Below are 14,360 nucleotides of genomic sequence, written 5' to 3'. Positions count from 1 at the left end.
TTTATTCCGTTTCCTGTTTATAGATAAACCTCAGCTTACGTTCACCGCCATCGGGCAGCTTCAGTTCCAGCTGGTAATAGTGACCATCTTTGAAGCCACGGTTATCAGATAGATCGATGAGGATATGATTACTGCCGTGCTTTAGCCGGATAGCGGGCAACTTGCGGATGCGCGCCGAAGGATCAGTAATGCCACTGATCGTATAGGACAGGTTGGCCGGCCCATACGTATTGCGCACCGCAAAACGCAATGTTCCTTTGGCTAGATAGAAATTGCCCAGCGCCAGGTCTTCGATATCACGGTAGCTCCCCGCTGACCGGCTCTCCGAACTGTCCGTGCAGTTCACCCGGAACGTCCACATTTCAGAAGTGGCCAGCAGCATATCTCCCCTGTAGGCTGTCACCTGCCAGATATATTCTTTGCCTTCATTTAATTCTCTTGCAGCTGGCGGAAAAAACAACATAGGCATGTTGATAAACTGCTGGTTGATCAGTGGCATGTTGTAACGCAGTGCCTCTGCTTTCGCCTGACCGGGTTTCACTTCGCTCAGGATAAGGCGGTACTGCATACCCGGGACGGCTGGCAGCAGCGGCTGCCAGAAAAACGTGGGACGTTTGTCGCAGATAACGTCTTCATCGGCCGGAGCCGCCAGGATAAGCGGCGAGAAAGGCTGCAGCATATAGTCGAAACACTGTTCTCCCAGCACCGGCGCGCTATTTCCTTTGCCGGCATCCGCTATTTCAAAACAGTATTCATATTCCGCTTCCGTGAAATATCCCGACTGCCGGCACATATCGGCAATGCGGTTGTTGCCGAAGCGGATATCGGCGCCGGACAGCAGCCCTGGTGGCAGGGCATTCAGTCCTGGCATGAGCCGGAAAGCGGGTGTTTTGATGGACACCACGGTACCTACTGGTTTAGCCGTTACTGTTATCGTCAGTACTACGTCCTGTCCCCCGGCAGCCTGTCCGCCTACCCGTACCTGTAAAAGGCCGTCCAGCGTCCTTCCCTGCACTTCCGGCATAAAGGCAAAGGACACCTGGGCCTTCGCCTGTATCTGCCCCAGCAGTATCATCAGTAACAATCCAATACAGAATTTTCTCATAACCTGTCAGTTCAATAAGTAATGTATCATCAGCTGTGTGCTGAAATTTCCAAAGAGATAGTTTTGAGTGGTGTTGACGATGTTCTTCCGGCAATCGAGGTACAGGTTTACATTCAGCCTGGGCAACAGCTCTGTGCCGACGCTCTGTTTAACGCCGGCCTGTTCCACCACCGTTTTGTTGTTCAGATAGGTGATACCGCTGGTGCAGGCCAGTTTCTTCAACACCGTGTAACTCCATCCTGTTTCCGCCGTCAGCAGGTCGCCATACAGCGCCTGTCCTTTTACATCTTTATTATACATCAAGCTAACTGTCAGCATGTTGGCATTAATGATGAAGCTCTGGTTGACATTCAGGTTCACCAACAGGCTTTTCACCGGCAGGATATCCATCTGTTGCAGGCTGAAAGTGACGTTGTTGCTTTGCGGCAATGACCAGAGTTTTCCGCTGTATTGGGAAGAAAGGCTGATATGCCTGTTCACATATCCCGGCTGGTCCATCTTATCGCTGATACCCTTCATAACGGACTGACCTATACGTGTGGAAAGGGAGAAGTTCTTTTTCACTTTCACGCGGGCATCCATGGTATAGGCGCTGTTTTTCCAGTGGCTGTTGGTCAGCGCCGACATGCGCATATCCTGTAAATCTGCGCGGAAGCCTACCGTAACGCGGCGTTTATTCCATGAGCGCCGCAGGTTGAGGCCATAACGCACCGTTCCCCTGGCAGATCCAGGCGCAGCGGGGTTGCTGTAGCCAAGACCCGAATAACTGATATAGGCACGCTGGGAGAGGTCCAGCGACTTTACGGTGCCGGTATAGTCCAGCCCTACCGAGATTGTCTGCCAGAAATCGTTGAACAATGTAAAAGCAGCGGCTTTGGAGGTAAGCGCGTAGTCGTTGCCGGCAGCGGCATTCCTGTATTCGCTGTTTGACTTGGAAATTTCCGCAGCGATAGTACCATATTCCCCGAGGCTTACCTGCTCTGATACCGCTCCGACGAAGACGTTGCGGGCGAGGGTATTGGGGTTGAGCTGATGCCCGGAAGCTGCACGACTATTGGCATTCACGATACCGATGTGGCTGTGCGGCCCCGACACGTCGCCTTTACCCAGTTGCAGGAACTGCATGGAGAAGGAAGACGGGTCTACACCTTCGTTCAGGCCTATATTTTTGATATCTGCGGCGTCGTTGCGTACACCGGCGCCAAGCATCATAAACTTATCGTCGTTGAGAAAGCTACCTGCGGCGCCACTCATAAAGAGGTCTTTTACCACGCTTCCTTTCTCGCCGGCAGCGATTTTACCTGCCTGCAAGCTTTTGGCTTGTAGCAGCAGGCGTTGCAGAAAATTGAGCGGCAGCAACTCTTTTATGTTTCTTACTTTGCTGTCGTTATTGTTTAGCCCTTTCCGGATGCTGTTTTCCACGGCCGTTTGCGTCGCCAGTGTTTGCTGTGCCGTCAGCCCTTGTGACAGGGTAGACTTCAGCTCCCATAATTTATGCAGATAGCGGCGTGCCATCGCTGTTTTTGGGGAAAGTGCACTGTCGGGCAAATCGCTCAGCAACCGGGCTTCTTCCACCTGGAAACCAGGGATATCGAGTACAAGGTTTTTAATCTGGTTACTATCGAGATAAATCAGCTGCTCCGGAGATATCAGGTTACTGAGCGCCGTGAGCTGCTGCCCTTTGTCGGCGACCAGCCGGGACATGTCTTCTCCCACCTTCTGCAGCTTCTTGTCTGCATAATCTTTAAATGCAGCTCTCACGTCAATGTCCTGCAGAAAGTATTTATTAAGATCAAAAGCTTTATTCACATATTGGTTCATCCGCTCGATGTAGGCTTCTTTGTCAAAGGATACTTTACCGAGAGCATTGTTAAGCGCATCCCGATCGATAAAAGACTGACCTGCGATGTGGGTGAACTGCAGGTTCACCGGGATATTTCCCAGGGTCACATTATCCTGTATGCGGGCATTGATGACTGCCGGCATGAGCGCGCCGGCGGCGTTGTCCGTAAAAGCTTCCGCAGCCGCGCCTTTGAAGCGATTACTATAAGCGCCGGCTTTCAAAAAACCTGCAACATCGGTGTTACCTTTCAAGGCATAGAACCCGCGGAGTTTTTCATCCAGGTACCGGCCGATCCGGGCGGTATCTTTCAGCAGCCCGAACCCTTTTTGCACCTGTTGCAGTTGTTTATCCCCGTAAAGTTGTTTTACATAGGCATAAAAGTCCTGCTTCGCCACAGGAAGCAGTGCTGGCCCGACGTCTTTAACAGCGGCGCCGGACGCCCTGCTGTTGATCGCATTGATCATAGGCCCCTGCAACAGCGGTGCTGCAGCCGGAAGCACCGTTTTGAGGTGTTTGGGCGGAACGTCTTTTTTATCAGCAGGCGACTGGGCCAACAGCGTCGCCCGTAACATCAGCATTAACAATAGAACAGAAAATAGCGATTTCATGATGGTATAGCGTTAAACAGAACAGACAAATGCAAACCATAGGGTACGGGGCATTCTCTTCTTCCTGCCGGGAGTAAAATTTTCTGTTTGGTTGCAATGCCATGCCCGGTAGCTCTCACCGGGCACGGCATTATTGTCAGTTTACATATTCTTCGATAATAATAGCGGATGCGAGACCCGCGCAGGAAGACACATTTTTCGCATAAAATACAAATGTTGATCTTACCGTTTGCGGGAATCACGAGGTTGTCGGGTATAGCGGATTTGTTGCTACTAAGTCTGATTTTTAAATTCCGTATAACCATTGCCGTTATTAAACAGTACACCGGGCACAGACCGGGTGCTATTTTGAATAAGCAATTCTGCATTGCGGACAGCGACAGTATCACGTTTCACCATCAGGCTCGACTGGCCTCTTACCTGGCACAGCGTCAGTAGGGCAAACAAACAGAGTATAACATATTTCATGGTACATGGATATTTACACCAGGCATTCATCCGTTGTCACTAACGGAATGAAACGACCGGCCAGGCTGGCTTTCAGGCCAGACACGACTAAATAACGATAACATTTAATTTCACAGACTAGCTATGATGGATACAGGATTACTGTATACATACAATTCAATTCAATTCATTTTGATTGGATTTTCCTGCATAACGAACCATCGCAAGAAGTTAACAATACATTATTCTGGTATAGGTAATTTATTAGGTTACAAATTCAAGGTCGCAATAAAGATACAATAATTTCCAGATTACAAAATATTTATGAAAAAATTTTCAATTATTTATTGATGATGATATAATCACCATCATCACCAGCTGTAAAACAGATGGGCTTTACAACCAGGCTGGCCGCCACTATCTTGTTATCATCCACAAATATCCTGGCATATACTTCCTGTCCACAACTGCTGCAATCATTTTCTGCAATACCTTCCACCAGCACAATTTTCGCGGCAGCATCGCCCGTATCCATGTATCCTGCCCATTCCACGGCATCAAACAGTCTATACTCCAGCTGCCGGCAAAGGCCGTATTTAAACTGAATGGTCCAGTTCTGGATTGTTTTACAGGCAGGACAGCATAAGTAGTTATTTAACAACAACATGTTAAAAGCTCCCATGACGATTCATTTTTAATAAGGTGGTGAAGATCTACTTTATGACGGATACCAACCGCTTGCTATGCTGAAATGATCGCTCTAATCTCACCAAGCTGACGGGCAAAAACCTCCGTTTGTATATCATCCTCTATAATAATCACACTCCCATTTATCCTCGTAATCTCCACCGTACTTAAGCCCAATATCCTTAACATTCCTGCAAAACAAGTCGCTCTGATACTATCATCTTCATCATGATTATAAAGTGAATAAAACAGCTTTAAAAGCTCAACATCCGAAGTACCCATGTAAGCTTGCGACAAACCGGACAAACTAAACAGTCTCAAGTCTAAGTCACCATTGGGATCATTAATGAATCGAAGCGCTATCGATCTATACTTTTCATGTCGAATTTTCAATCCGAACAGCAAACCGTAGATAGCAATGCGCTTTATATCGGAACGTTTGTCATTCAAATAGGAGGCCAGGGCTTTCTCTATAACAGCTATATTTTTTATACGGTTTGAATAGTAGAGATTCTTCAAATAGCTATATAATTCTGTTGTTTTATCTTTTATCTGATTAATCTCCTCTTGAACCAGCTTTTCTTCATTCATTTGTATACTTGTTACTTGTTTACAACTATGGTCAACGCTCTAACGCTCCTTACTTCTGTTTAACCACTTTTGCCAATACGCTTCCTGATCAGATACAGTTCCTATTCTCTCCAATTCATCTGTCGCATCCAAAATATTAACGAGATCCTCCTTTGCTGCGGCCTTATCTATAACCAGCCTGTACGCCTTAAAGCTTTCCATGAAAAATCCGGAAGGGTATACATCAATCCTTGCCCCGTTGCATAGAAGTTTCACCCCATGGTCTTCCAGGTATAATCGTATTTTTTGCAATGCTAAGAACGGAAAGTGGTCTTCAGCGGTAAAATAAATACGGTCAGTCTCTAATACAAAGACTACTTTTCTGCCATTCCTTTCTGAACGAATAGTGGCATCGAAAAAGACATTTCCATTAAAACACTTCAAATAGTAAGTACTCATATTTAAAATTTAAGCTGCCGCAACAAAACACTATCCAACCTTTCACGCTGAATACGCCCGTCCATCGATATGTTATACGCTGAAAAAGCAATGGATCAAAAGACCGCAGTTCTATTATAAACCGGCGTCGCTACTTCTTCCTTTTTCGGGCGCACGAACAGCTCCCCGTTGTTGACAGGACAACTGAAGCATCAAAACAAAGGCTGCCAGGATAAAATATTTTCTCACGGGAATAAAAGTTAACAACACTCACACGGTACAGGCATCCACCTAAAGATACATCAAAATAAAAAAGGAGGGGTTATTCCCCCTCCTCGTGTATCGGATATCCCCACTGTTCCAGCAGGGTATTGTATTGATCAGGGGGTAAGCCGGGCTTATCATAATGCCCTGCCAGCGTCTTCTGGCGCATGGCTTCATAGATGCTCACGGCGCAGGCGACGGATATATTCAGCGACTTGATAATACCCATCTGCGGGATGATGAAGTTGCCGTCGGAAAGTGACCTGATCTTTTCACTGACGCCCATCTGTTCATTACCGAATACCAGCGCCACCGAGCCGGTGAAGTCGATATCATACAGGCTGATGGCATCTGTGGAGAGATGCGTGGTAAAGATCTTGTCGTATTTTGCCCGCAGCGCGGCCATGCATTCCTCTACATTGTCAAACTGGTGGATGGTCAGCCACATAGCCGCGCTGCTGCTGCTTCTGTGCCCCCATTTCTTCCGGCGCGGCGCCATGGTACTGATCACATACACATCCTGGATACCTACGGCATCGCAGGTACGTAATACGGCAGAAACGTTATGCGGGTCCTGCACATCTTCCAATACAACGGTTAAATTGGCCTGCCGCCTGTTCAGGGTGGTCAGTAACCGCTCCTTCCTTTCTGGTGTCATACGTCTGATATTTTCACGAATACCGCAAAAATAGTAAAAATGGCAGGAAGCTGCCAGGTTCTCCCCGGAACGCTTTGCTCCTTTCCCGGAAAAAACTACCTTCACATTCATAAAATTCAAAAGATAACCTATGCTCAAAAAAATCCTGAAGATTGTAGCGGTTACACTGGTAGTACTTATTCTGGCGGCTATCGCCATTCCTTATTTCTTTAAGGATAAGATCATCGCCAAAGTAAAAACAGAACTCAATAAACACCTGACAGCCAAGGTCGACTTTAAAGACGTGGATATCAGCCTGTTCCGGCATTTCCCACGGCTGGCCGTAGGACTGGACGAGCTCCGGGTAACCGGTACCGGCGAATTTGAAGGAGATACCCTCTTGGCGGTAAAGCAGATTGACGTAGCCCTCAACCTGATGAGCGTCATCAAAGGCGGTAAAATGGACATCTATAACGTGGCCCTCATCAACCCACGGATATACGCCGTTGTTCATAAAAACGGCGCCGCCAACTGGAACATTACCAAACCAGACACCACACAGGCCAGCCCGGCGGATACCGGCAAAACCACCTTCGCCCTGAGCCTCCAGCAATATAAAATTGAAGATGCACTGATCAACTACGACGATCAGCAAGGCAATATGCAGCTGATCATCGATGGCCTCACCCACCAGGGCAAAGGCGATTTCACACAGGACCAGTTCACCCTGTCCACCAGCACCGAGGCAGACGGCATCACCTTCCGTTACGGCCCTATCCCCTATCTCAACAGCGTAAAGACCAAACTGGACGCGGATATCCAGATAGATAATACCACGAGCACGTATACACTGAAAGAAGGCAAAGCTGCGCTCAACAGCCTCGAGGTAGCTTTGCAGGGCTTCTTTAAGCTGGTAAACGACTCCACCTACGGCATGGACCTCAGCTTCAAAGCCCCTTCCACCAACTTCAAGGATATACTGTCTCTCGTCCCGGCCATCTACAAAGCCGATTTCGATAAAATTAAAACCAGCGGCAGCGCCGCTTTCGGCGGATACGTAAAAGGCAACTACTCCCCGGTACAAATGCCGGCCTTCGGTCTGGACCTGAACGTGAAAGATGGCTTCTTCCAGTACCCCGACCTGCCCAAACCGGTGAAAAATATCCAGATCGCCATGAAAGTGAGCAATCCCGACGGCGTGCCTGACCATACCGTAGTAAATATGCCTACCGCGCACCTGGAAATGGATAACACCCCGCTGGACCTCCGACTGCTGGTGAAAACACCGGTGTCCGACATGTACGTGGACGGCGCCGCAAAAGGTAAAATAGACCTCTCCAAAGTCACCCAGTTCGTGAAACTGGACGCCGGCACCACCCTCAACGGCCTCCTCGACGCAGATATCTCCGCCAAAGGCAATATGAGCGCCATCGAAAAACAACAGTACGACCGCTTCTACGCCGCCGGTACCCTGCAACTCAGCAATATGCTGTACAAAAGCAAAGACTATCCCGATGGCGTGAACGTAAAAAATCTCTCCCTTCAGTTCAACCCCAAAAATGTGACCGTAAAAGACCTCAGCGGCCAATACCTGGGTACCAACTTCGAAGCCAACGGAGAAGTGAATAACCTGCTCGCCTATACGTTTAAAAACGCTCCCCTTGATGGTAAGCTCAACTTCAAAGCCGACCAGGTGAATGTGAATAAATTCATGGGCTCCGCCAGCACCCCGGCAGACAGCAAAACAGCCGCTCCCGCTAAAGCAGATACCGCTGCCATGACGCCGTTTGCCGTTCCGGGCAACCTGAACATCACCCTGCAAACCGCCGTTGGCAAAGTACTGTATGATAAAGCAGTGCTCGAAAACGTTACCGGCGCCCTGCTCGTGAAAGATGAAACCGTGACCATGCAGCAACTGAAAGCCAACGCCCTGCAAGGCACCATGGAAATCAACGGCAGCTACAGCACCAAAAACAGCAAAACCAACCCGGACATCAACATTGCCTACGATGTGCAGAACCTGGACGTACAACAGACTTTCAACACCTTCAATACCGTACAAAAACTGATGCCCATCGGCAAGTTCCTGTCCGGCAAAATCACGTCGCAGCTGAAAATGCACGGCAAACTGGGCAAAGACATGAGCCCGGAACTCAATACCCTCACCGGCGACGGTAACCTGCTGCTAATACAAGGCTTCCTGAAACAGTTCGCACCGGTAGACCAACTGGCCAATACGCTCAATATCTCCCAGCTGAAAGACATCTCCCTGCGCGATATCAAAAACTATTTCGCCTTCGAAAACGGCCGCGTAAAAGTGAACCCGTTCAAAGTAGCTGTCAACGGCGTCTCCATGAACATCGCCGGCTCTCACGGCTTTGACCAGTCGCTGGACTATACACTGCAACTGGCCGTGCCCCGCAGCCTGATGGGCTCCGCCGGCAACAACCTGGTGAACAACCTCGTATCACAGGCGCAGAACAAAGGCATCCCGGTCAACCTGGGCGACAGCGTACACCTGCAGGTGCTCATGGCCGGCAACATCATGAAACCGAGCCTTAAAACAGACCTGAAAGAGAGCGCCAACAACCTGAAAAACCAGGCCACTGAACTGGTGAAAAACAAAATAGATACCGTGAAAAACGTGGTGCGCGACTCTGTGAACCAGATCAAAAACAATGCTGTCAACGCACTGAAAAACGAGCTGAAGAACCAGTTGGGCGGCAAGAAAGATTCCGCTGCGCAAACCGGTGGCAAACCACTGGAAAACGTAGGCAAACAAGCCGGTGAATCCGTGAAGAACACGCTCAACGGCCTGTTCGGCAAGAAAAAACCGGCCGCCGATTCCACCAAACATTAATCATCTGACCCATTATCATAAAAAAGCTCCTGATATGCTCAGGAGCTTTTTTTATGTACCCATTATTTTTTCGTAACTTATAGTAACCAAACCCCTCTCCCATGTTCATGAATTTCTTGCATTCCACCTATTGTAATGCAGCTATTTTCGCAGGGATAATCTTCGTCTTCATGGGGTATTTTATCCGGCGTTACCCTCCTAAGAGCATTAAATCATGGTACGGCTATCGTAGTGCCCTGGCGTCCCGCAGCCCGGAAATGTGGCAGGCCGCCAATCAGCACGCCGCTTACATCTCCCGGCGCATCGGCATCATCCTGATTCCTACCGGCCTCGCCTGCGCCCTCTTCTTCGACAGCCAGACCGACTGGTTCTGGTACATCACCGTAGGCGCCGTAGTAACAGGCGCCATGTACATGGTAGGTTATACCGAATGGCAGCTGCAGCAGATAGAACCCGAATCTCCGGAGGACAACGATAACCTCTGATAACACCCCATAAAAAAAGCCCCCATTGATATAAAATCAATGAGGGCCACATGATGTACTTACTACTTACAGTTTGCCCTGAATATCATGTTCGGGCACTGCCTGGTAATTCTCTTTCATCTTCCGCAGTTTCTCTTTACCATATGCCAGCCGGGTGATGACCACATACAGTACCGGTACAATGAAGATGGCAAGGAACGTGGCGGTGAACATACCGCCCAGTACGGTCCAGCCCATGGTTTTACGGGCTTCGGCGCCGGCGCCGGACGATACCACCAGCGGCATGATACCCAGCAGGAACGCCAGCGAGGTCATGATGATCGGACGCAGACGCAGCTTGGCAGCTTCCACGGCGGCGGTCACCAGGTCCATCCCCCTGTCCACACGTTCTTTGGCAAACTCCACGATCAGGATGGCGTTTTTGGCCGACAGACCGATGAGCGTGATCAAACCAATCTGCGCGTAAACGTTATTACTCAGTTTAGGCAGGAACGTGAGCACCGTGATAGCCCCGAAGGCGCCGATAGGCACCGCCAGCAGCACGGAGAACGGTACAGACCAGCTCTCGTACAGCGCTGCCAGGAACAGGAACACGAAGATGATGGATAACGCGAAGATATATACGGTTTTAGAACCGGACAATATCTCCTCGCGGCTCAGGCCGGAGAATTCATACCCGTAACCTTCCGGCAGCACCTGCGCCGCCACCTCTTTCAGCGCATTGATAGCGTCGCCGCTACTGTAGCCGGGAGCAGGGTTACCGTTGATTTCCGCGGAACGGAACAGGTTATAGTGGGAGATCACCGGCGCGTTCTCTATCACTTTGTAGGAAGTGAGTGCACTCAGCGGCACCATGGTACCGGCACTGTTGCGCACATAGAACTGACCGAGATTTTTAATATCTCCGCGATACGAGGAGTCCGCCTGTGTTACCACACGGAAGTTACGGCCATATACGGTAAAGTCGTTGATATAAGCACTACCCATATACGTCTGTAAAGCGGTGGCGATGTCGGAAATTTTTACGCCCATCTTCTTGGCTTTTTCGCGGTCGATGTCCAGCTGGTAACCAGGCGTACGTGCCGTGAAGAAGGAGAAGGCGCGCGCTATCTCCGGCCGTTTGTTGATAGCTCCGAGGAACTGCTGCAACACGCCTTCGAAAGCTTTGATATCGCCGCTTCCGCGCTGCTGCAATACAAAGGAGAAACCGGCCGTCTGGCCCAGACCGGGGATCGCCGGCGGCGGGATCACCACCACATTGGCTTCTTTGTATTTACTGAGTTTTTTCTGCACCGCTGCTACCATCCCGAAGATCTGGAGAGAATCGGGCTTACGCTCGCTCCATGGTTTCAGGGAACAGAAGATAGTGGCACTGTTGGATTTGGTGGAGAAGTTCACCGCGTTCAGGCCACCCAGCGCTGCATAGTGATTGATGCCCGGCATCTCGTCGAGGTCCTTCATCATCTGGCTCATCACGGCTACCGTACGCTCTGTGGAAGAGGACTCCGGCAGGTCGAAGGTGATGATCAGACGGCCCTCGTCTTCTGTGGGGATAAAGCCGGTCGGTTTGGCTTTAAATAACATCAACGTACCTACGAAGATGCACAGCAGGATAATGAGCGCGAAACGGGCATACCGGATGCTCTTTTTCACTCCCATGGAGTAGCGGGAAGTGGTATGGCCAAACCAGCGGTTGAATTTATAGAAGAACTTGTTGAGCCCTTTGGAGTCTTTATCCAGGTGCATGGGTTTCAGCAGCAGCATACACAGCGCCGGTGTGAGCGATAACGCCACGAAAGCGGAGATGAGTACGGATATGGCGATAGTGATCGCAAACTGCTGGTACAGCCGCCCTACGATACCGGGGATAAAGCCCACCGGTACGAATACCGCCGCCAGGATCAGCGCGATGGCGATCACCGGTCCGGAGATCTCTTTCATCGCCTGTATGGTAGCGTCTTTCGGCGACATCTTCTCGTGGTCAATATTATGCTGCACCGCCTCCACCACCACAATGGCGTCGTCCACCACGATACCGATGGCCAGCACGAAGCCGAACAGCGTCAGGGTATTGATGGTAAAGCCCAGCGGGATAAAGAAGATAAACGTGGCGATGATAGACACCGGGATCGCCAGGATCGGGATGAGCGTCGCTCTCCAGCTCTGCAGGAACAGGAACACCACGATCACCACCAGTATCAGCGCTTCTACCAGGGTATGCAACACTTCCTCGATGGATACTTTCACTACAGACACTGACTCGAACGGCACTACGTAATCCACATCGTTGGGGAACTGTTTCTTCAGCTGTTCCATGGCCTCGGTCACGTTGGCTGCTGTTTCCAGCGCGTTGCTGCCGGGCGCCTGGTATACCAGGAGGTAGGCGGCGCGTTTACCGTCCACATAGTTGTTACCGGCGTAGTTGAACTTGCCCAGCTGAATGCGGGCCACGTCTTTCAGGTATACGAGGGAACCGTCGTTCGGGCGGGTTTTGACAATGATATTGCCAAATTCTTCCGGCGTGGTCAGACGGCCTTTGGTAAAGATATTGTACTCGAAAGTCTGTCCCGTCTGTTGCGGCGGCGCACCTACCGAGCCGGCGGTGATCTGCGCGTTCTGTTCGGCCAGTGCCGCGCGGATGTCTTCGGCGGTAACGCCCATCTGCGCCAGCTTGTCCGGCTTCAGCCAGACACGCATACTGAAGTCGTCCGCACGGGTGAAGATATCACCCACCCCTTTGGCACGCAGCAACGCGTCTTTTACATACACGTTGGTGTAGTTGTCGAGGAAGGTAATATCGTGTGTGCCTTTGGGTGAGTACAGGGCCACCAGCATCAGGATGCTGGGGTTACGCTTTCTAACGGTAAGACCTAAACGCTGTACTTCCTGCGGCAGGGTGGGCTGCGCAATACCTACACGGTTCTGCACGTCCAGGGCGGCGATGTTGATATCGGTACCTACTTCAAAGTTGACCGTCATGCTCATCTGACCGCTGCTGGTGTTGTTGGTGGAGATGTAGGTCATGCCGGGGGTACCGTTTACCTGCACCTCCACGGGTGTGGCCACCGTTTGTTCTACCGTCTGCGCGTCCGCGCCGGTATAGTTACCGGTTACCTGTACGGTAGGAGGCGAGATCTCCGGGTACTGCCCTATGGGCAGGGTCATCATCGCCAGTATCCCTACCAGCACCAGTACAATAGAGATCACTATTGCGGTCACCGGCCTTTTTATAAAAGTATCTGCAATCATGAGTTTCTGCTGTTGATTCTACTAATAAACTATTTCTTCTGCGGCGCGCCCTGTGCGGGAGGCATTCCTATCTGTATCCGGCCGCTGTCGCGCAGACGCTGGAAACCTTCGGTGATCACTTTATCGCCGGCCTGGATACCGTCCATGATCACGATCTTGTCAGCGATCTTCGGCCCGAGGTGTACTTTTTTCTGTATGGCGATAGTGTCTTTTGCCACGAACACGAAGTATTCACCCATTTGTTCGGTAACGGCTTTATAAGGCAGCAGCAGGCGGTGGCCGGACTGCTCGTTGAGTACCTGCAGTACGCAGCTCATCCCGTCTTTCAGCTGATTTTCAGGATTGGAGAATTCGATCCTCACCTTTACGGTAGCGGTCTGGTTGTCCACGCCCCTGTCGATGGCCAGTATACGGCCGCCGTGCTGGTACATGGAACCATCGGGCAGCTGCAGGCGGAAAGTGGAGTCGCCGGCGCCGATGCTTTTACCCTGCAGGGCAGCGAAGCGGGAGAGGTCTGTTTCGTTGATCACAAAATCCACTGCGATAGGGTTTTCGCTGGAGATGGTATTCAGCAGCGTAGTGCCGGGGCTTACCTGGGCGCCCAGCCTTACCTGGGAGATACCGATGCGGCCGGTGAACGGCGCTTTCACGAGGGAATAGTCCAGATCGGTGCGAACAGCCGCCAGGTTGGCTTCTGCCGCTGCCAGGGCGCTGCGGGTAGTTTCCAGGGAAGCTTCTGCATTGTCCAGGATCTGACGGGCTACCGCATCCTGCTCGGCAAGACGCTTATAACGTTCGTCATCTTTTTTGGCCCTGTTGTAGTTAGCCCTCGCGCTGGCGATATTGGCTTCTGCCTGAAGATAGGCAGCCTGGTATTTGCGGCGGTCTATTTCATACAGGGGTTTTCCTTGCTGCACAACTTCACCATCCTTAAAGAAGATACCGGTGATAAAACCGGCTACCTGGGAACGCAGCTCTACATTATTCAGTGCGGTGACGGTAGCGGGGAATTTATCATAATAAACGGCCGGCGCTTCGGATGCCTCCGTAATATTAACCGATGTAGGGGGCATGGCTGGCGCTCCTTTCTGGGCTGGCCCTTTACAGGCGGCGAAGCCCAACAGGCCGGTAGCGCTGATTAAGACAAAGTGGTTCATTTTTTTCATA

Annotated in this window: 11 protein-coding genes; 2 read left to right on the top strand and 9 right to left on the bottom strand. The window is 50.7% G+C overall.

Going from position 1 to position 14,360, the window contains the following annotated elements; genetic code table 11:
• Position 1: 1 nt before the first annotated feature.
• The 7 genes from HF324_RS07405 to HF324_RS07375 form a co-directional block, all read right to left on the bottom strand.
• On the bottom strand, positions 2–1,105 hold the full coding sequence (locus tag HF324_RS07405; protein ID WP_168810956.1) for a DUF928 domain-containing protein: 1,104 nt from the start codon (positions 1,103–1,105) through the stop codon (positions 2–4).
• A gap of 6 nt (positions 1,106–1,111) precedes the next feature.
• Positions 1,112–3,556, bottom strand: a complete 2,445-nt coding sequence (locus HF324_RS07400) for a hypothetical protein (protein WP_168862207.1) — start codon at positions 3,554–3,556, stop codon at positions 1,112–1,114.
• Positions 3,557–3,829: 273 nt separating this feature from the next.
• Complete coding sequence (locus HF324_RS07395; RefSeq protein ID WP_168862206.1) at positions 3,830–4,024, bottom strand: hypothetical protein; 195 nt, start codon at positions 4,022–4,024, stop codon at positions 3,830–3,832.
• A gap of 319 nt (positions 4,025–4,343) precedes the next feature.
• Positions 4,344–4,685, bottom strand: a complete 342-nt coding sequence (locus tag HF324_RS07390) for a hypothetical protein (RefSeq protein WP_168810952.1) — start codon at positions 4,683–4,685, stop codon at positions 4,344–4,346.
• A gap of 59 nt (positions 4,686–4,744) precedes the next feature.
• The gene (locus HF324_RS07385; RefSeq protein ID WP_168810950.1) at positions 4,745–5,281 is read right to left on the bottom strand and encodes a hypothetical protein; all 537 of its coding nucleotides are present in this window, start codon (positions 5,279–5,281) and stop codon (positions 4,745–4,747) included.
• A gap of 39 nt (positions 5,282–5,320) precedes the next feature.
• On the bottom strand, positions 5,321–5,719 hold the full coding sequence (locus tag HF324_RS07380; RefSeq protein ID WP_168810948.1) for a hypothetical protein: 399 nt from the start codon (positions 5,717–5,719) through the stop codon (positions 5,321–5,323).
• Positions 5,720–6,020: 301 nt separating this feature from the next.
• On the bottom strand, positions 6,021–6,620 hold the full coding sequence (locus HF324_RS07375) for a TrmH family RNA methyltransferase (RefSeq protein ID WP_168810946.1): 600 nt from the start codon (positions 6,618–6,620) through the stop codon (positions 6,021–6,023).
• Between the two features lie 130 nt (positions 6,621–6,750).
• On the opposite strand from HF324_RS07375, the gene HF324_RS07370 reads away from it, so the two are divergent.
• Both HF324_RS07370 and HF324_RS07365 read left to right on the top strand, forming a co-directional pair.
• The gene (locus HF324_RS07370; protein WP_168862205.1) at positions 6,751–9,459 is read left to right on the top strand and encodes an AsmA-like C-terminal region-containing protein; all 2,709 of its coding nucleotides are present in this window, start codon (positions 6,751–6,753) and stop codon (positions 9,457–9,459) included.
• Positions 9,460–9,560: 101 nt separating this feature from the next.
• Positions 9,561–9,944, top strand: coding sequence for an SdpI family protein (locus HF324_RS07365; protein WP_168810943.1), 384 nt, complete (start codon positions 9,561–9,563; stop codon positions 9,942–9,944).
• A 66-nt stretch (positions 9,945–10,010) separates the two neighbouring features.
• Here HF324_RS07365 and HF324_RS07360 read toward each other — a convergent pair whose 3' ends face one another.
• Positions 10,011–13,193 carry an efflux RND transporter permease subunit gene (locus tag HF324_RS07360; protein ID WP_168810941.1) on the bottom strand — a complete coding sequence of 1,061 codons (3,183 nt, stop codon included), beginning with the start codon at positions 13,191–13,193 and terminating at the stop codon, positions 10,011–10,013.
• A gap of 29 nt (positions 13,194–13,222) precedes the next feature.
• Positions 13,223–14,359 (bottom strand): efflux RND transporter periplasmic adaptor subunit, encoded by a 1,137-nt coding sequence (locus HF324_RS07355; RefSeq protein WP_168810940.1) that lies wholly within the window; start codon positions 14,357–14,359, stop codon positions 13,223–13,225.
• Between the last annotated feature and the right edge of the window lies 1 nt (position 14,360).

The sequence above is a fragment of the Chitinophaga oryzae genome (assembly GCF_012516375.2).
Taxonomy (GTDB): Bacteria; Bacteroidota; Bacteroidia; order Chitinophagales; family Chitinophagaceae; genus Chitinophaga; species Chitinophaga oryzae.
The sequence above is the reverse complement of the archived record's forward strand: the minus strand, read 5'-3'. Positions and strand labels throughout refer to the sequence as shown.

Bases quoted from the DNA above. Each gene is read 5' to 3' on its own strand.
- HF324_RS07405 (WP_168810956.1), bottom strand. From the start codon at position 1,105: ATGAGAAAATTCTGTATTGGATTGTTACTGATGATACTGCTGGGGCAG.
- HF324_RS07400 (WP_168862207.1), bottom strand. From the start codon at position 3,556: ATGAAATCGCTATTTTCTGTTCTATTGTTAATGCTGATGTTACGGGCG.
- HF324_RS07395 (WP_168862206.1), bottom strand. From the start codon at position 4,024: ATGAAATATGTTATACTCTGTTTGTTTGCCCTACTGACGCTGTGCCAG.
- HF324_RS07390 (WP_168810952.1), bottom strand. From the start codon at position 4,685: ATGGGAGCTTTTAACATGTTGTTGTTAAATAACTACTTATGCTGTCCT.
- HF324_RS07385 (WP_168810950.1), bottom strand. From the start codon at position 5,281: ATGAATGAAGAAAAGCTGGTTCAAGAGGAGATTAATCAGATAAAAGAT.
- HF324_RS07380 (WP_168810948.1), bottom strand. From the start codon at position 5,719: ATGAGTACTTACTATTTGAAGTGTTTTAATGGAAATGTCTTTTTCGAT.
- HF324_RS07375 (WP_168810946.1), bottom strand. From the start codon at position 6,620: ATGACACCAGAAAGGAAGGAGCGGTTACTGACCACCCTGAACAGGCGG.
- HF324_RS07370 (WP_168862205.1), top strand. From the start codon at position 6,751: ATGCTCAAAAAAATCCTGAAGATTGTAGCGGTTACACTGGTAGTACTT.
- HF324_RS07365 (WP_168810943.1), top strand. From the start codon at position 9,561: ATGTTCATGAATTTCTTGCATTCCACCTATTGTAATGCAGCTATTTTC.
- HF324_RS07360 (WP_168810941.1), bottom strand. From the start codon at position 13,193: ATGATTGCAGATACTTTTATAAAAAGGCCGGTGACCGCAATAGTGATC.
- HF324_RS07355 (WP_168810940.1), bottom strand. From the start codon at position 14,359: ATGAAAAAAATGAACCACTTTGTCTTAATCAGCGCTACCGGCCTGTTG.